Source organism: Beijerinckia indica subsp. indica ATCC 9039, assembly GCF_000019845.1.
GTDB classification, from domain to species: domain Bacteria; phylum Pseudomonadota; class Alphaproteobacteria; order Rhizobiales; family Beijerinckiaceae; genus Beijerinckia; species Beijerinckia indica.
The window spans coordinates 139,547-157,445 of sequence record NC_010581.1 but is presented as its reverse complement, the minus strand read 5'-3'; the positions used below and the strand labels follow the sequence as shown (position 1 = coordinate 157,445).

General features: G+C 58.3%; 12 protein-coding genes. 2 read left to right on the top strand and 10 right to left on the bottom strand.

The genetic code is table 11. From position 1 onward, the window contains the following. Window positions 1-10 precede the first annotated feature (10 nt). The 6 genes from ruvB to dnaK form a co-directional block, all read right to left on the bottom strand. Window positions 11-1,063 carry a Holliday junction branch migration DNA helicase RuvB gene (ruvB, locus tag BIND_RS00675; protein WP_012383149.1) on the bottom strand — a complete coding sequence of 351 codons (1,053 nt, stop codon included), beginning with the start codon at window positions 1,061-1,063 and terminating at the stop codon, window positions 11-13. Between the two features lie 45 nt (window positions 1,064-1,108). After that, window positions 1,109-1,924, bottom strand: a complete 816-nt coding sequence (gene dapB, locus BIND_RS00670; protein ID WP_012383148.1) for a 4-hydroxy-tetrahydrodipicolinate reductase — start codon at window positions 1,922-1,924, stop codon at window positions 1,109-1,111. Between the two features lie 36 nt (window positions 1,925-1,960). Next, complete coding sequence (pyrF, locus tag BIND_RS00665) at window positions 1,961-2,716, bottom strand: orotidine-5'-phosphate decarboxylase (protein ID WP_012383147.1); 756 nt, start codon at window positions 2,714-2,716, stop codon at window positions 1,961-1,963. Beyond that, window positions 2,713-3,507 (bottom strand): class I SAM-dependent methyltransferase, encoded by a 795-nt coding sequence (locus BIND_RS00660; protein WP_012383146.1) that lies wholly within the window; start codon window positions 3,505-3,507, stop codon window positions 2,713-2,715. Before BIND_RS00660 ends, pyrF begins: the two co-directional genes overlap by 4 nt. A 221-nt stretch (window positions 3,508-3,728) precedes the next feature. Continuing rightward, complete coding sequence (gene dnaJ, locus BIND_RS00655; protein WP_012383145.1) at window positions 3,729-4,847, bottom strand: molecular chaperone DnaJ; 1,119 nt, start codon at window positions 4,845-4,847, stop codon at window positions 3,729-3,731. 411 nt (window positions 4,848-5,258) lie between these two features. Continuing rightward, window positions 5,259-7,157, bottom strand: a complete 1,899-nt coding sequence (dnaK, locus tag BIND_RS00650) for a molecular chaperone DnaK (protein ID WP_012383144.1) — start codon at window positions 7,155-7,157, stop codon at window positions 5,259-5,261. Between the two features lie 438 nt (window positions 7,158-7,595). Between dnaK and BIND_RS00645 the strand changes: the two genes are divergently transcribed. Together BIND_RS00645 and BIND_RS00640 are read left to right on the top strand one after the other, a co-directional pair. Then, entirely contained in the window at window positions 7,596-8,621 is a 1,026-nt protein-coding gene (locus BIND_RS00645) for a hypothetical protein (RefSeq protein WP_012383143.1), read from the top strand. A gap of 143 nt (window positions 8,622-8,764) precedes the next feature. After that, a complete protein-coding gene (locus BIND_RS00640; protein WP_012383142.1) occupies window positions 8,765-9,469 on the top strand; it encodes a DUF4142 domain-containing protein in 705 nt (234 codons plus the stop codon). Between the two features lie 24 nt (window positions 9,470-9,493). Here BIND_RS00640 and thiD read toward each other — a convergent pair whose 3' ends face one another. The 4 genes from thiD to BIND_RS00620 form a co-directional block, all read right to left on the bottom strand. Beyond that, window positions 9,494-10,351 carry a bifunctional hydroxymethylpyrimidine kinase/phosphomethylpyrimidine kinase gene (gene thiD / locus BIND_RS00635; protein WP_012383141.1) on the bottom strand — a complete coding sequence of 286 codons (858 nt, stop codon included), beginning with the start codon at window positions 10,349-10,351 and terminating at the stop codon, window positions 9,494-9,496. A 995-nt stretch (window positions 10,352-11,346) separates the two neighbouring features. Then, a complete protein-coding gene (locus BIND_RS00630) occupies window positions 11,347-12,924 on the bottom strand; it encodes an efflux transporter outer membrane subunit (protein WP_012383140.1) in 1,578 nt (525 codons plus the stop codon). After that, window positions 12,921-14,174: an efflux RND transporter periplasmic adaptor subunit gene (locus BIND_RS00625; protein ID WP_012383139.1), complete on the bottom strand. Its 1,254-nt coding sequence runs from the start codon at window positions 14,172-14,174 to the stop codon at window positions 12,921-12,923. The genes BIND_RS00630 and BIND_RS00625 overlap by 4 nt, the downstream gene beginning before the upstream one ends. After that, window positions 14,174-17,542, bottom strand: coding sequence for an efflux RND transporter permease subunit (locus BIND_RS00620; protein ID WP_012383138.1), 3,369 nt, complete (start codon window positions 17,540-17,542; stop codon window positions 14,174-14,176). Before BIND_RS00620 ends, BIND_RS00625 begins: the two co-directional genes overlap by 1 nt. Window positions 17,543-17,899: the final 357 nt, after the last annotated feature.

Below are 17,899 nucleotides of genomic sequence, written 5' to 3'. Positions count from 1 at the left end.
CAGGCCGGGCTCAATCCTCTTCCGACTGATCAGGGAACAGGCCATATTGCGGCGTCTCGCGCACCGGTTCCTTGAGGCCCAGATGACGAAAGGCATGCGGCGTCAATAAACGTCCGCGCGGCGTGCGTTGTAGAAAGCCCTGTTGGATCAGATAGGGCTCGATAATATCCTCGATCGCGTCGCGCGGCTCGGACAGAGCGGCGGCGATGGTTTCGATTCCGACCGGACCACCGCCAAAGGAGAGCGCAATCACATTAAGATAACGGCGATCCATCTGGTCGAGACCGATCGGATCCACATCAAGCAGGGAAAGCGCCTTGTCGGCGAGGGTGCGCGTCACGCTTTCGACACCATCGACAATGGCGAAATCACGCACGCGGCGCAAAAGCCGGCCCGCGATGCGTGGTGTGCCTCGGGCTCTTTTGGCAATCTCATTGGCGCCTTCCTTTTCAAGCGCCAGCCCCTGCACCCGCGCCCCGCGCAGGACGATCCGCTCCAATTCCTCGATCGTATAGAATTCGAGCCGGATCGGAATGCCGAAACGATCACGGAGCGGCGTCGTGAGAAGGCCCGCCCGGGTCGTCGCACCAACCAAGGTGAAACGGGCAAGATCGATCTTGACCGAGCGCGCGCCCGGTCCCTCGCCGATGATGAGATCGAGCTGGAAATCCTCCATGGCCGGATAGAGAATTTCCTCGACCGCCGGATTGAGGCGGTGAATCTCGTCGATGAACAGGACATCGCGTTCTTCCAACGCCGTCAGTTGCGCGGCGAGATCGCCCGCCTTGGCGATCACCGGACCTGAGGTTGAGCGGAAATTGACGCCGAGCTCCCGCGCGACGATTTGCGCCAGCGTGGTTTTGCCAAGCCCCGGCGGGCCAACGAACAGCACATGATCCAGCGCTTCCCGGCGGGCCTTGGCGGCCGCAATGAAGACACTCAGATTCTGGCGCGCCGCCGCCTGACCGGTAAAATCAGCGAGGGTGAGCGGACGCAGCGAGGCTTCCGTCATATCTTCGTCGCGGACCTCGGAGGTCACGAGGCGTTCAGGCGTTTTGCTCAAGGCGGGGTCTCGTGAATAAAGCAAGCCGATGAATCGGCGGTTCCATTATTCCCCACCAAGCCCCAAAACGTCGAGCATGGAATAAAGGCCTGGTTTGCGGCCCTTGCCCCAGAGGGCGGCCTGGACGGCACCGCGACCGAAAATGCGGCGGTCTTCCGCCCGGTGCGCCAATTCGATCCGCTCTCCCGGCCCCGCGAAGATCACCGTATGATCGCCGACGACCGTGCCGCCGCGCAACGACACGAAACCAATATCCCCGTCCTTGCGCGGGCCGGTATGGCCATCGCGCCCCCGCTGTTCATGCTCGCTCAAGGAAATGCCACGCCCCTGGGCCGCCGCCTCGCCAAGCAAAAGCGCCGTCCCCGAGGGCGCATCAACCTTCATGCGATGATGCATTTCAGCGATTTCGATATCATAGACCGGTCCGAGCACGGCCGCCGTCTTCTTCACCAGCGCCGCCAGAAGATTGACACCGAGGCTCATATTGCCTGAGCGGACAATGACGGCGTGCCGCGCCGCGGCTTCGATCTTGGTCAGATGCGCGACGCTGAAACCCGTGGTACCGATGATATGGACGATCCGCGCCTGCGCCGCGAGCGCCGCCAATTCGACACTGAGATCAGGCGATGTGAAATCGAGAATGCCATCGGCGTCGACGATCGCCGCCAGCGCATCCTCCGTGATCGGCACATTGATCTCGCCACAACCAGCGAGAAGGCCGGCATCTTGCCCGAGTGCCAGCGAGCCGGGACGCGCCAGCGCCGCGCTGACCGTGACGCCCGACGTCTCGATGGCCGTCTGGATGAGCACGCGGCCCATGCGCCCGGCGGCGCCCGCGACAACGAGCTTCAACTCGCTCATGGGAGAACTCTCCGATCTACTTCAGCCAGACTCTCGTCATGGCTTATCCGGCGGGGGAGCCATGGATGCAAGCGTCGCCTCGATTTCCGCGACGATCTGATCAGCGGCGCCTTTTGGATCGGGAGCCACCGTAATCGGCCGTCCGACGACGAGATGATCAGCGCCAGCGGCAATGGCGAGTGAGGGTGTCGCCACACGCTTTTGATCCTTGGCGGAGGTGCCGCGCGGCCGGATGCCGGGCGTCACCAGGATCAGATCAGAACCAAGCTGGGACCTGATCGCGGCTGCTTCCGCCGCCGAGAGAACCAGCCCATCGACGCCCGCCTCGCGCGCCTGCAGCGCCCGGCGCGCCACGAGATCGGCAACAGAGTAGGCATAGCCCGCCTCGGCGAGATCGGCGTCATCATAAGAGGTGAGCACACTGACGCCGAGGATTTTCAAGGGCGAGCCAACGGCACCACGCCGCGCGGCATCAAGCGTTTGCGGATAAGCATGAACCGTCAGAAAATGCACGCCGAGCCGCGCAACCTGCGCCACCGCGTTGCTGACGGTCGTCGCGATATCATGCAGCTTGAGGTCGAGAAAAACCTTCTTGCCTTCCTTGAGCAGCTCGCTCGCGAACGGCAGACCGCCGCCATAGGCGAGTTCCATACCGATCTTGTAGAAAGACACGCTGTCGCCCAGCCGATTCACCAAGGTCCGCGCAGCCGCCGGATCGGTCACATCGAGAGCGACGATAAGCCGGTCGCGTGGATCCAGCGGCTTATCGGGAGAGGATGAGGGTGCGTTCATGAGCGCCGTCCGCGTTCGCGCGAGCCATCCGTGCGCTGCCCCCGCAAGGGCTCCATGGACCGCTTGAGCGGCACGGCTTTGGCCTTATCACCGAAATGCAGGCGAGCCTTGGCGGCATCGACTTCACGCTGGATCTTGTCGGTGCCGAGCTTGAGCTTGCCTAACAGATCGTGAAATTTCGCTGGACGCTGCACTGTCTCGACACAACGGCGATAGACCCAGACACGGGCCGGCGGCAGATTGAACCAGACGGGTGGAGACGGCTTGGCCTCAAACCGTCCCGAGACAAGATTGCGCGGCACCGGCGAAATCAGGCCATAGGTAAACTGGATGAAGGAGCCTTCCGGTCCCATGCAGGAAAAGGCGTCTTCCAGCAGCGCCAGCCTTTGCTGTTCCGGTTTGTTCAAAAGCGGCAGGCTGGAAACGATGCAGGCAGCCGGCTGTTCGAGGATGGGCCCGAGGCTTTGGCGCAAGCGATAGGCATCGCCCTGCACCACCCGCACGCCGGAGAACCGCTGTTTCAGCAATTGGCAGAAGGCGGAATCATATTCGATGAGAATCAGCCGCTCCGGCGCGACGCCATGCTGCAGCAAGGCTTCCGTGATCGGCCCAGTGCCAGGCCCCAGCTCAATGATCGGTCCCGGCACGCCGAGATCAACATAACGCGCCATCATCCGCGCGAGCGAACGGCTCGAGGGGGAAACGGCACCGGTCAATAAAGGATTGTCGAGCCAGGATTTGAAGAACCGCGCCTCATCCGCCAAGCGTTGTTCGAGCTTCAAGGCAGGCATTACGTCACGGCCATTCTTCCGGCTTCGCAAGGACTGACTAGCCAATCGAATCGATCCCCGCATTTCCGTGCAAATTCAGCTTCATATCGGCGAATGTGCGTATAAACGCAGGAGCGTCAAGAAGCTTGCTGTCCCCACTTAACGGGGGCGCCCGATGGATTTCAACAGAATTATGAAGATCCCAATTTTTTGGGCCTCTCTCCATCGGCCGGGTTGCAATCCTATTGGCCGCTGAGGTTTTCGAAGAAATCCTTCATCCGAGCGAAGAAACCGGACGCCTCGGGATGCGTCTTGTTGGAGGATTCCGCGTCGAACTCGGCCAGAAGCTCGCGCTGCCGCTTGGTCAGATTCTGCGGCGTTTCGACCGTCGCCTGAATGTAGAGATCTCCGACCTCGCGCGAGCGCAGCACAGGCATGCCCTTGTTCTTGAGCTTGAACTGCTTGCCCGATTGTGTGCCTTCCGAAATCTTGACCTTGGCCTCTTTGCCATCGATCGTATGGACCGTAACTTCACCACCCAGCGCAGCCTGGGTCATGGAAATCGGCACACGGCAGAAAAGATCAGCCCCATCGCGCTGGAAGAAGGGATGCGGCTTGGTCGAGACGAAAATATAAAGATCGCCGGCTGGCCCGCCACGGGTTCCCGCCTCGCCCTCTCCGGCGAGCCTGATCCGCGTGCCATCCTCGACACCCGGCGGGATATTGACCGAAAGCGTCCGTTCGCGCGTGACGCGGCCCGCGCCGCCGCAAGCCTGGCACGGATCGTCAATGATCTCGCCACGGCCATGGCATTGCGGACAGGTGCGTTCGATCGCAAAAAAGCCTTGTTGCGCGCGGACACGGCCCTGGCCACCGCATGTCGGACAGATGCGTGGCTTGGCGCCCGCCTTGGCGCCGGTGCCATCACAAGCCTCGCAAGTGATGGAGGTCGGCAGGGTCAGGCTCGCGAGCTTGCCCTGGAACGCCTCTTCCAAAGTGATTTCCATATTGTAGCGAAGATCCGAGCCGCGGGCTGGTCCGTTGCGGCCACCGCGCCGGCCCATCACGTCGCCGAACAGATCGTCGAAAATATCCGCCATCGAGGAGGCAAAACCGTCATTGCCACCACCACCATGCTCGAAAGCAGCATGGCCATAACGATCATAGGCGGCGCGCTTCTGCCCGTCGGAGAGCGTTTGATAGGCTTCGTTGATTTCCTTGAACTGGATCTCGGCTTCCTCATTGCCGGGATTGCGGTCGGGATGCCATTGCATGGCCGCCTTACGGAAAGCCACTTTCATCTCGGCTTCCGTACAGGTCTTGGTTACGCCCAGCACCTCGTAGAAATCGCGTTTGGCCATCGTCGTTCGCGTTCCAAATCCTCAGGCCCGCGTGGGGCGCTTTGCCTCGATCTTCGAAAGGGCCGGGTCGACATTGCCGCGCCCGGGTTTCCAGCCCTTATAGCATCAGGGGCTGGATGCAAGCGAACCGGACCCTCTTCGGGATCGATCCAGTGCTTTCGCAAAACAAGAAGCAGCCGCCTCGCGTCCGGCCATGGCTAAGGCGCAGAACGCCCCGTAGACCACTCTTCATTGTTTGCCGACATTGTTTGGTTTGCCGACGGTATTTGCCGTCATTCGGATTTGATTAACAAGCAAAATACACGCCGCAGGCGTACAAAACCCGGCGGTCCCCAAAGGGGTCGCCGGGTTAGTCATTATGAATGGCGTGACTTCATCATGGGCCGACAGGATGGTGCCGGGCTTGAATGATCAAGCCGATTTCTTGTGATCGTCGGGACCGACTTCCTTGAAGTCGGCGTCGATCACATCATCCTTGGGCGCCTCGGCGCTCTCGCCGCCTTCGGCTCCCGCCTTATACATGGCCTCGCCGAGCTTCATCGAAGCCTGGACCAGCGCATCGGTCTTGGCCTTGATGCCTTCCAGATTTTCACCGGCAAGCTCGGTCTTGAGCGCAGCGATAGCCGCATCGATCGTGCTCTTGTCGGATTCAGCGACCTTGGTGCCGAATTCGGCCAAAGATTTTTCGGTCGAATGGATGATCGCCTCGCCATGGTTCTTGGCGTCGACCAGTTCGCGCCGCACTTTATCCTCGGCGGCGTGCTGCTCGGCCTCCTTCACCATTTTATCGATGTCGGCCTCGCTCAGGCCGCCCGAAGCCTGGATGCGGATCTGCTGTTCCTTGTTGGTCGCCTTGTCCTTCGCGGTCACATTGACGATACCGTTGGCGTCGATATCGAAAGTGACCTCGATTTGCGGCACGCCACGCGGCGCGCCGGGAATACCGACGAGATCGAACTGACCAAGGAGCTTGTTGTCGGCTGCCATTTCGCGTTCGCCTTGGAACACCCGGATGGTAACCGCCGTCTGATTATCCTCGGCCGTCGAAAAGACCTGGCTCTTCTTGGTCGGAATCGTCGTATTGCGGTCGATCAGGCGGGTGAAGACACCCCCGAGCGTCTCGATGCCGAGCGAGAGCGGGGTCACATCGAGGAGCAGGACATCCTTGACATCGCCCTGGAGAACGCCGGCCTGAACCGCCGCGCCGATCGCCACCACCTCATCGGGGTTGACGCCCTTGTGCGGCTCCTTGCCGAAGAACTGCTTAACGATCTCCTGCACCTTCGGCATGCGGGTCATGCCGCCAACGAGGACGACTTCATCGACCTCGCCCGCCGAGAGACCGGCATCCTTCAAGGCCTTGCGGCAGGGCTCGACCGTCTTCTGGATCAGGTCGTCGACCAGAGCCTCGAATTTGGCGCGCGTCAGCTTCAGGGCGAGATGCTTCGGACCCGTCGCATCGGCGGTGATATAGGGCAGGTTGATTTCCGTCTGAGTGGCGGAAGACAATTCGATCTTGGCCTTTTCAGCGGCTTCCTTCAAGCGCTGGAGGGCCAGCTTGTCCTTCTTGAGATCGATGCCGTTTTCTTTCTTGAACTCGTCAGCGAGATATTCGACGAGACGGGTATCGAAGTCTTCACCGCCGAGGAAGGTATCGCCGTTCGTGGATTTCACCTCAAAGACGCCATCGCCGATCTCGAGGATCGAGACGTCGAAGGTACCACCGCCGAGATCATAGACGGCGATCGTACCGGAACCCTTCTTATCGAGGCCATAGGCGAGAGCGGCGGCCGTCGGCTCATTGATGATACGCAGGACTTCGAGACCCGCGATCTTACCGGCATCCTTGGTGGCCTGACGCTGGGCGTCGTTGAAATAGGCCGGGACGGTGATGACCGCCTGGCTGACCGGCTGGCCAAGATAGGATTCGGCGGTTTCCTTCATCTTCTGGAGGATGAAGGCGGAAATCTGCGAGGGCGAATAGGGCTTGCCATCGGCTTCGACCCAGGCATCGCCATTCGGCGCCTTGGTGATCTTATAGGGCACAAGACCGATGTCCTTCTTGGTCATCGGATCTTCAAAAGTGCGGCCAATGAGGCGCTTGATAGCGAAGAAGGTGCGTTCCGGGTTGGTGACGCCCTGGCGTTTGGCGGGCTGACCGACGAGACGTTCACCATCGTCAGTAAAAGCGACAATGGACGGCGTGGTCCGCGCCCCTTCGGCGTTTTCAATGACTTTCGGCGTCGTCCCTTCCATGACAGCCACGCAGGAATTAGTGGTGCCGAGGTCGATTCCGATTACCTTACCCATGAGTGTGATTCCTTTCGATTCGCAAGACCACCGGACCCCGAAGCGATCCGGTTGCTGGGCGGACGGAAAAGGCCGCCCGGTCCCCGATGGAGTTGAATTTGGTATCGCCGCGCGTCAACGCAAGATGAGCCGTATATAGTCCCGGGATTTAACCGCGCAAGACGCTGGAGCGTCCTAAGCGCTGCCGTTCTCACTCGAATTTGGAAAAAATTCACTTCACCCTGGAGCATGAGACCGATCACCAGGCGGGAAGCCGTGAGAAGCCCCAAACTGGCGATGTCCACTGGCCCCTTTTGCCGCGCTTTTCCTTTGTCCCGACAGCGTGAATATGCTTGTGTGTCAGACGTTTTTCGGGGCTTTTTTAATGAGTCCCTTGTTGAAATCATCCGAGGACCATCTGGCGGTCATCGACCGTTCCATTCGCCAAGAAGCAGGGCCATGTCGATTTTCCGTGAGTCTATATTCCGTAAAACCGTTTTACCGGTTCTCGGTCGCATGGTCCCACGCATGGCCGGTCTATCGGTGATTTGTCTGTTTGCCAGCGCCGCCGAGGCACAACTCACGCTGCCTGGCGCCATGCACACCGCCCCCTCCCCCGCAGGTGGTGGCAATAAAGCATCAGCCAACCCGCCCGCCAATCCGCTTTCGGGCCGGACGAAATTCAAGCCCCGTCCCGTTGGCCTGAAAGCGCCTTCCGAGGACACAGTACAAGGGCGCGAACTGACCCGTTACGGCCAGAACGGACGCCTCGCCATTGCCTTCGGTGCCGATAAAACGCTTCAGATCACCACTTTGACTCTCGAGGGGGAACAGATCTCAGTGCCGCGCGAAACCTGCCGTATCGCGGTCGTCGCCGACGAGCCGATCGTCCCACGCCTTGTGGGAAAGCCCGCCGGCCTTGCCCGCTATGAGGCCGATATCGCGGCCTGCCCCTTCCATTTCGATGTGATGAATGGTGCTGTGCTTATAGCGCGGGAGCCAGCCACCTGTGATTTCACCGCCGCCGACTGTCGTGTCGATCCCACCGGGCTTTGGGGACCGCAAGGCAGCACGATCAGCGAGAAGGAAGCGCGGTCCTGGGAAAATATACGCGGCCGCAGTGAGGCCAATATGCGCACGAATTTCCGCGCCCTGCTCGCCACCGCTGGCAAGGACAAGGCCGCGATCAAGTCGATCGCCGGCGATCAGGCGGGTTTTTCCTCACAGCGCGAAATGGTCTGCCGCAATTACGCGCAAGAAGAAGTACATGGATTTTGCGCCTTGCGTCTGACCGAGGCGCGCGCCCTGCTGCTCCAGACCCAATATGATGACAGGGTCGAAAAAGATCCGGAATTAAAGAAACAGATCCAGAAAGAAGATGCCGAGCGTCGCCGTAATGCCGAGCTCAAGGCAGCTGCCAAGGCGAATGAGGCCAAGACTATGCAGCCCGCCGCCGCTTCTCCCGGGGCATTTCCGAACTTCTGACACACACCACCCTTTTTTCCGGATTTCCTTTTTTCCGGATTTTGCTCTCCCACCCGATCGTTGAAAAATCGCGCGGGAGAGCAAGGAACCATCCGGACTTGCTCCCGTTGCCGAGCCAGAGCCCCTTGCAACGGAAGTCTTCCATGCGGAAACCATATCTTCCCGTCGGCGGTTTTTTCGTGGCCGATCTCGCCGCACTGTTCAGCTTCATCGGCCTCTTCGCCACGATTCCCGTCCTCGCGCAAACGGCCGCTCCACCTCCTCCCTATGCCTATTATGCCCAAGGCATGATTTCGGCCCAGACGGCTCGCTTCATCAATGATGTCTTGCCAGCCGCCCAATTTCTCGATGAAGCGAGCCGAATGGCGCTGACGCATTCACATGATCAGCGTATTCGCCGGATGGCGCGTCGCATCGCCGGCCAGCAAACCATGGCCACCAACACCATGACGGCTTTCCTCACCACGGGGAACACGCGAGCGGCGGGCCTCATGACCGGCCGCTCGGTCGCTGTGCAGACAGGCAATCCCACCGACAATCCGCTCGCTCCTGTCGGCGGTCTCAGCAATGTCGTGACTGGGGGCGCCCTGGGCACGCAGCCCATGGGCATGAGGCCCGGCACCTTTGCCTTGTCGACCCATCAGAGCGAAGAGCTTGAGCGTCTCGCCAAGCTGCGCGGTCCCGATTTCGACCGGCTTTATGTCTCGACGCAGATCGACGCCATGCGCCAACTTGCCGTCATCTACCGCGACTATCGACAAAATGGCGACAATCCCGGTCTGCGCGAGTTTGCCGGCAGCGCCTTGCCCTTGTTGACGCGCACTATCGCGCGGCTGAGCGCGCTTTGAGGGATCTCGTGCCGCGCTGAGACGTCAGACTCCCCCGCTGCGGGATGGCCAGAGAGCATGAAAATGATGAACCGGCCCGTGGCCTTGGCCAACATCGAGCCTGTCGGCCGATTCCAATGCCCGCGTCAGATAGGCTTTCGCCGCCGCTACAGCGGAACGAAGATCGTGGCCATGGGCGAGAAAGGCGGCGATGGCTGAAGCCAATGTACAACCGGTTCCATGTGTATTGCGTGTTTCGACGCGCCGCGCGCTGAACCTTTCCTGATACGAGGCGGTGTATAAAAGATCCTCCGCGAGATCCCCTTCGAGATGGCCCCCTTTGAGGAGTACGGCGCGCGCACCGCATGCCATAAGCGCCTCGGCTGTTACCCCCATACTATCCTTTGCCGCGGAAAAGGGCAGACCCGTCAGGTGCGCAGCCTCGCTCAGATTGGGCGTGACGAGCGTCGCAAGCGGAAAAAGATGGGTGACGAGCGCTTCAGCGAGAGCGGGGCCGGAGAGCGAATCGCCGCTCGTTGCGGCCAGCACGGGATCGAGAATGATGTGGGGCGGCGCGTGGCGCGCCAGGCTTGCGGCCACAGCTTTGGCGATCGAAGCCTCGGCCAACATGCCAATCTTCACGGCGGCAATAGTGCTGTCGGCGAAAAGCGCGTCAATCTCCGCACCGACGAAATCGGCCGGAGGCACATGTATCGCGCGGACCCCTTGCGTATTCTGAACGGTCAGAGCCGTGATGGCCGCCATGCCATGACATTCGAGCGCCGCGAATGTTTTGAGATCGGCCTGAATGCCCGCCCCCCCGCTCGGATCCGATCCAGCAATAGAAAGGACATTCGGGATAAGCGCCGCTCTCTCCGCTCCCCCTCTCAGCGAATCGTTCATATCGTCCTTTCGGGCCTGTTTCGGAACCAAGCTGATTCGAGCTCAAGAGCGTAAGCTCTTATAATTTTATAACAGGACACTCATTCTCTCAAAGAAGCTTCACTCAAAGCGTTGAATGATTGAACGATGAGCAGCGGCGCGAAAGTTATCCGCTGACGAGCACGTTTCTATTGGAGTTTCGTTCAGCCTCCCGTCAGGTTAGAGAAATATATTAGCCTCTACAATAACTTGAAACAGAGACGGAAGAATAACACGGAGGCCCGTAATTCGCGGAAAAACAAACTTCAAGAGCTTGAAAAGTCAAGATATAGCTATAATATGCTATTCTAGTAATGCTTGTACCGAACGCGGCCTCACAAGGTGTGGTATAATGAGCGCATTATAGCATATTTATATCGTACAAATTTTTACATCCCTTCTGTAAGTTCCATTCTGTCCTAAAGTAATTTTCAAAAATGCCGATTGGCTTATACTTGGCGCTGTCCCTTTCGCGGGCAGGCTCCGCAGATCATTTTGCTTCGGACCCGCACAAGACTGGGGCAAGCCAAGGACTGTAGAAAACAGGCATTCACCCAGGCCCGTCTTTCCGCAAAGACCGGTTTGGGCAAAAGTTTGTATGACCGATCCCTTTTCAGGCGATAGGCTTTGTTGGTTTCGAGCAAGACCTGTCATTTATGAAACGCTCGCGTTTCACCCATTGATTGCCCGCTATGCAGGGTGCATGGCCAACTCAGGCGGTCTCAGCAATGAGACCGCCTTTTTATACCAAAGGCCGTAAAGGACGACCTTTGGTTCCTTTCTTGAATTTTCGCATTTTCAAAGCGAGAGCGAAAATTCAAGAGCGGTCCAACGGTCATCGATTATGACCGTTGGTATTATATCGCGATGAATGCGGAATACACCGAGACATGCCTCTCGATGTAATTGCATTATATCGAGAGGTGCGCGCATACAGCCCTCACGCTCTGCAATGTTCTTTTCGGAGCCGCTGATACTCAGTGCCCAGCCTTGCTTTGTTGCGAAATTGGTCGGGTCAAATCACTATTGGCCTGAGGATCGGTCTGCACGTCAATGCCACCGGCCGGCGGCGGCTTATCCAGATTATCGACCTGGAAGATGCCAAAAGCCTGCATTTCCCGCTGCTCGGGCAAGTTGCTCTTGTCCCAGCCGCCGCCGAGCGCACGGATCAATTCGGTCGAGACCTGCAGCAATTGCATTTGAATCTGCACTTCGCGAATACGCGCCGTCAATGTATTCACCTGGGCGGTGATGACATCGAGACTGGTATTCAGACCGCCTTTATAGAGATCCATGGTCATGGTCTGCGTCTCCGAGGCAGCGGTGACGGCGGCATGCTGCTTCTTGACTTCCGCGCTCAGCCGATTGGTGCGGCTCAGACCATCTTCCACCTCGCGAAAGGCATTGAGGACCGTGGAGCGGTAATTATCCGTGGTTTCGCGATAAGCGGAGAGAGATTGCTGCAGATCGGCGCGGCGTAATCCGCCATCGAAAATCGGCAGGGTGACATCAGCGCCATAAGCCCAGAGGCTGTTGGCCACCTTGAAGAGATTGAGACCGGAATCGGTGAAGCCACCATCGACGCGGATGGAGACATTCGGATAGAAGGCCGCCCGCGCAATGCCGATGATGCGATTGGCCTGCGCCATCTTGCGTTCCGCGCTGGCGATATCGGGCCGGCGTTGCAGAAGATCGGAAGGGACACGCGTCGGGATTTTGGGGATTGATGTGTGCAACGTATTGGCGGGTGGAATATGGAAAGCGCTTGGCGCCGTATTCGCCAGAATGGCGATCGCATGTTCCATGACCTGACGCTGCGCCTGAATATCGAGCTCTTCCGCCTGCGTGCTATAAAGCAGGTTCTCAGCGCGCGCGACATCGAGCTTCGGCGAGACGAGGCCCGAGAGACGCTCTTTGATAATGTTGAGCGACTGCTGATAATAGGCGATCGATTGTTTATAGATCGCATCCTGCGCGTCGAGACCACGCAGCGCGAAATAATCCCAAGCGATCTGTGACTGCAGACTCAATTGCGCCGAAGCATATTCAGCCGCGCGCTGTTCCGCGAAATTCAATTCCGCGCGAGTCTTGTTGCGGATCGCCGACCAGATATCCGGCTCCCAGGAGACGAGGCCCGCGAATGTCTCATCGGAATCATGGATCGGATCGGCCGGCGAGTTGAACAGGCGATGGACCGAACGCTTGTTGTTGGAGGCGCCGAAACCAATCCCGACTTGCGGGAACAATTGCGATTGCGCCCCCATGATCATGTCACGCGCCTGAACGAATCGCTCAGCTGCAGCTTGCAGATCAGCATTGCTTGCCGTCGCCTCTTCCTCGATTCGGTTGAGGAGAGGATCGTGATAGAGCTTCCACCAGCCTGGCCGCACGGCTGTATCGGCGGGCTGGGCCTCCTTGAAGGGACCCTTGCCTTGCCAATGGGTGGGAAGTTCGAGGTCTGGCGGCTGGTAGGCGGGGGCGAGATCACAGGCGGAGAGGGACAAAAGAAACAGAAGACCACTGGAACGGGCTCCTGCTGGGAAGAGGCATTTCATTTTTTGGTCTCTTGCGCCGAAGTCTGTTCATCCGCCAGACCAAGCTGCTGACGGGACCCATTGGCCTGCGTCGCCTCATGGTTTGGAACCGCATTATTGTACCCGGGCGTCGCTGGCACGATTTTGACCTCCTGTCCCTCCATCAAAGCGGCGGGCGGATTATCAGCAATGCGGTCGGCTTTCGTGAGGCCCAGGGTGATCTGGACCTGCTCACCGAGGATCTTGCCGGAAGTGACTGGTTTGAAATGAATATGATTGTCGGGCGTCACGGTGGCGACCTGCAAACCTTCTTCTTCAAACACAAGAGCACTGGTTGGTATTGTCAGGATATGAGGATCGGCGGAAGCCGTCAACTTGACTGTCGAATAGGAACCCGGCCAAAGGCTGGCATCGTCATTATCAATGGTGAATTCCGTCACTGCCGTGCGGGTATTCGTGTCATAGCCATTGGCGACCGTGAGAAATTTTGCAGTATAATGACGATCTGGATATTGCGGCGTGACCACATCCGCCGTGAGGCCCGGCTTGAGGATATAAGAGAAGACTTCCGGCACGGAAATAAACAGACGCATGGCGTGAATATCGGCAACGGAGAAAAGTTCCGTCGCATTGCCGCTGGCTCCCACACTGCCGCCGCCTTGATTGACGTAATCGCCGACATTGATCGAGCGCGATGTGATGACGCCATCGAACGGCGCAACGATCTTCTTGAATTTCTGCAAGGCCTCATAGCGCGCCACATTATGTTGCGCGGCATCGACCAGAGCCGCCTCCGATTTCTCGTTGGCTTCCTGTTCCGAGATCGATTGTTCCGAGACGGCCTGCGATTTGCGCAAGGCGCGCCAACGATTGGCGGTGACGACCGCGAGATTATATTTGGCCTGCGCCGAGCGCAGATTGGCCTGAGCCTGGGCATATTCGGCATCAAGGCCGGGCGTATTGATTTCCGCCAAGAGATCATCGCTCTTGACATGCGCGCCATAATCCTTGTGCCACATTTTTACATAGCCGGACACCTGCGCGTAGATCGGCGCCTGATACCAGGCCTCGATCGTTCCCGGCAAGGTCAGGGATTCCTCCGTCGGTCCGGCTTGCGGATTGACGACCGAGATCTTCGGCACAGCGCCTTCGAGCGTTTCGTCGGCAACTTCCTTCGCCGCCTTGGTCCGATCGAAGACTTGATAGCCGGCAATGCCGCCCACAATGAGAACGGCGATGAGTGCGCGTCCCGCGCCTTTACTCTTGCGCATCACGCGCTCTCCTTCTTGCGATTGGTGCGATTGTAAACGAGGGCATAGACACAAGGAACGAACATCAATGTCGCAAAGGTCGCCACCGTCAACCCGCCGATCACGGCGCGGCCGAGCGGAGCATTTTGCGAATTGCTCATAGACATGGGCAACATGCCGATGATCATGGCGGAGGCCGTCATGATGACAGGGCGAATACGGCCATAGCCCGCCTCGATCGCCGCGCGTATGGCATCGCCATGGATCTCGAACCGCTCACGCGCGAAGGAAACGATGAGGATCGAGTTCGCGGTCGCCGTTCCCATGCACATGATGGCGCCGGTGAGGGCCGGAATAGAAAGGTTGGTTCCGGTCAAGAACAGGCTCCAGGCGATGCCCGCGAGGGCACCCGGCAGGGCTGTGATGATGATGAAGGGATCAAGCCAGGACTGGAAGTTCACCACGATCAGGAGATAGACGAGAACAACCGAGATCACGAGACCGCCGATGAGCTGGCTATAGGAACTGTGCATCGTCTCCGCCTGACCACGCACGTCGATGGCGGCGCCGCGCGGCAGTTCGTCTTCCATGGAGGCGATCACTTTATTCACATCGTCCAGCACGCCGCCGAGATCACGGCCCTCGTTCGAGACATACAGATCGAACAACGGGATGAGGTTGTAATGCGAGACCTGTCCCGGCGTGCCCTTCGGTTCGAGCGAGCTCATGCTGCCGAGAAACTGCGGGGCTTTGCCTTCTGGATTCCCGTCACCCTTGCTGACGGGGATCGTCAGGAGGTCGTTGACGCTCGTGAGCTGTTCTTGCGGTGTGTAGATATTGATCGGATAGGACAGGCCATTTTCTGGATTGAGCCAATAGCTTTGATGAATCTGCTGGCTGCCTGACAGCGCGATCAGTTCGTTGTTGGCGAGGTCCTGCTCCGTCATGCCGGTGCCAAGGCCGAAGGTGCGGTTACCGTTGACCATGATGGTCGGCGTGCGCATGGTCTGTTGGATCGTGACATCGGCAGCACCGGGAATGGTGGACAGCCGTTCCGCGAGTTTGCGCGCAAAATCATAGTTCTTGGCTGCCTCAAGACCAGAAATCTGAACATCGATCGGAGAGGGAGAACCGAAGTTCAAGATCTTGGCGGTGAGATCGGCTGGCTGGAAGGTAAAGATAGTGCCGGGGAAGCGGCTCGATAATCCCTTGCGCAGGATGCGCCGGAAGTCCCAGACCGGCGAAGTCTCGTTTTTCAAGGAGATGGTCAGGTCGCAATCTTGTGTGCCAATCGTCGGTGTCGGGATGAAGGCAAGATTGTGCGGGCCGACGGGAAGACCGCAATTGTTGACGATATTCTCGACCTGCCCCGGCAGGAGCTTCTCGATTTCATCATTAACCAGCGAGACGATGCGGCTCGTAACCTCGATGCGCGTGCCGAGTGGCGCACGCATATGCATCTGCAACGTGCCCGATTTGATTTCCGGGAAGAAATCACGGCCGCTGAAATAGAACAGAGTCATCGAGCCGAGCGTCAAAACGAGAAAGACCGTGATGAAGGCGCCACGATGCATGACGGCTTTTTCCAGAGCGCCGCGATAGCTTTCGCGGAAATTGCTGAACCCTTTTTCGAAACCTTTCTGGAAACGGCTGAAGAAGCCAGGTGCTTTTTCGGCATGCGGGGCATGCCCCACGGTTTCGTGCTGCATCTCCTGGTGCAAAAGCTCTTCGTGCACAGCCTCGTTGAAGCTTGCTTCCTCCGCCGCGTCCTTGAGAGCCATCGCATGGGGATAATCAACGACTTCCTGCTCTTCCACGGCAATCGGCAGCGCTTCTTCCGCTGGGTTTGCATGATCTTCCCCATGCGCACCCGCCCCATGCGCACCCTCATGGGCGGCATGCGCGGCATGACCGGCCAAGAGATATTTCGCCATGGTCGGCACCAAGGTGCGCGACAGGATGAAAGACGCTATCATCGCGAAAATGATCGCCTCGGCCATCGGCATGAACAGCCAGCCCGAGACACCAGACAAAGTGAACAAGGGGAACCAGACGATACAGATACAGAGCGTCGCGACAAAGGTTGGAATGACGATCTGATTGGCCGCATCGATGATCGCCGTCTCGATATCCTTACCCATTTCAAGATGGGTATCGATGTTTTCGATCATGACAGTTGCGTCATCGACCAGAATGCCGACGGCCAAAGCAAGACCGCCCAGCGTCATGACATTGATGGTCTGTCCGGCCCAGCCGAGACCGATGATCGCGCAGAGAATAGCAAGCGGGATCGATGTCGCGATAATAACGGTGGCGCGCCAGGAGCCGAGAAAGAGCAGGACGACAAGACCGGTCAGTGCCGCTGCTGTCGCCATTTCTCGCACGACGTCCTGAATCGAATCCTTCACGAAGATCGAGGCATCGTTCAAAAGCTGGACATGCACGTCAGGCGGCAGCAGCTTTTGCAAGCGGGGCATGAGATCCTTAACGCCTTGCACCACGTCGAGTGTCGAGGCTTCACCGCTCTTCATGACGACGACGAGAACGGCCTGCTTGCCTTTCACGAGAACCGCATTGGTCTGCGGGGGTCCGGACAAGGAGACATCGGCGATGTCACGCAAATGGACGAAGGCGTTGCCAACTTTCTTGATCGGCAGATCCTCGAAACGCTCGACGGACATGGGGATCGCATTGGTCTGCACCATCCAGTCCTTGCGGCCAATCTTCTGGTCGCCGGCCGGCAGCACGATGCTCTGCTTCTCAAAGGCATTTTCGACATCCATGCCCGAGAGATTATGCGCGAGCAATTGCTGCTGATTGAGATTGACAAGCAGGAAAGGCGGCTTGCCGCCATAAGGATGAGGAATGATGGCGCCCGGAACCGTGACAACGAAGGGACGAATACGGGCGAAAGCGAGATTGTAAAGATCCGCTGGGGTGCGCGAGTCGGAGGTCACCTGCATGGTGACGACCGGCACCGAAGACGCCTCGAGCCGCATGATCATCGGCGGTGAAATGCCTGGTGGCAATTGCGGAATGACGGTCTGTGAAATGGCGACGACATCGGATTCAGCGGGGCCAAGATCGGTGCCGGGCTGGAAATAGATATTGACGATGGCGCTGCCGTAATAGGACGTGCTTTCAATATGCTCGATGCCCTCGACGGTCGAGGTCACGGCTTGTTCGTAATAACGCACGATACGGCCGCCGACATCTTCCGGCATGAGGCCGGCATAGGTCCACACGACGGAAACGACGGGAATCTTGATATTGGGAAAAACGTCTGTCGGCGTCTTGAAGACCGACATGACGCCGAACATCAGGATAAGCAGCGAAAGGACAACGAATGTATAGGGCCGGCGCAGCGCGGTAACGACAATGGCATTCATGAGCGGGGCCGTTCAAAGCATGGGGCACGCAAAGAGCGCGCGCGAAACGGGGAAAATAACGGGAGGCGGCCATGCCGAAGGCCAAATCGCATAGGAATGAAAGCAATGTAAGCCATCTCCCCCAGCAACAGGCGGCCTTGCTGGCCCAATCCGAGACTATCGGAGAACTTATAGGGAGCCTCTATCAAATGGCTAAATAAAAACCATTTTAAGATATGCTATATTGGCATTATCAATCTTAAAATACTTTTTATATTGTCAATAATGTGGCAAACTACTGCCATAACGGCAATAAAAACACCACAATGCGAAATGTTTATGCAAATTAAACCATAAATCCTTGAACCAAGGCCCCAA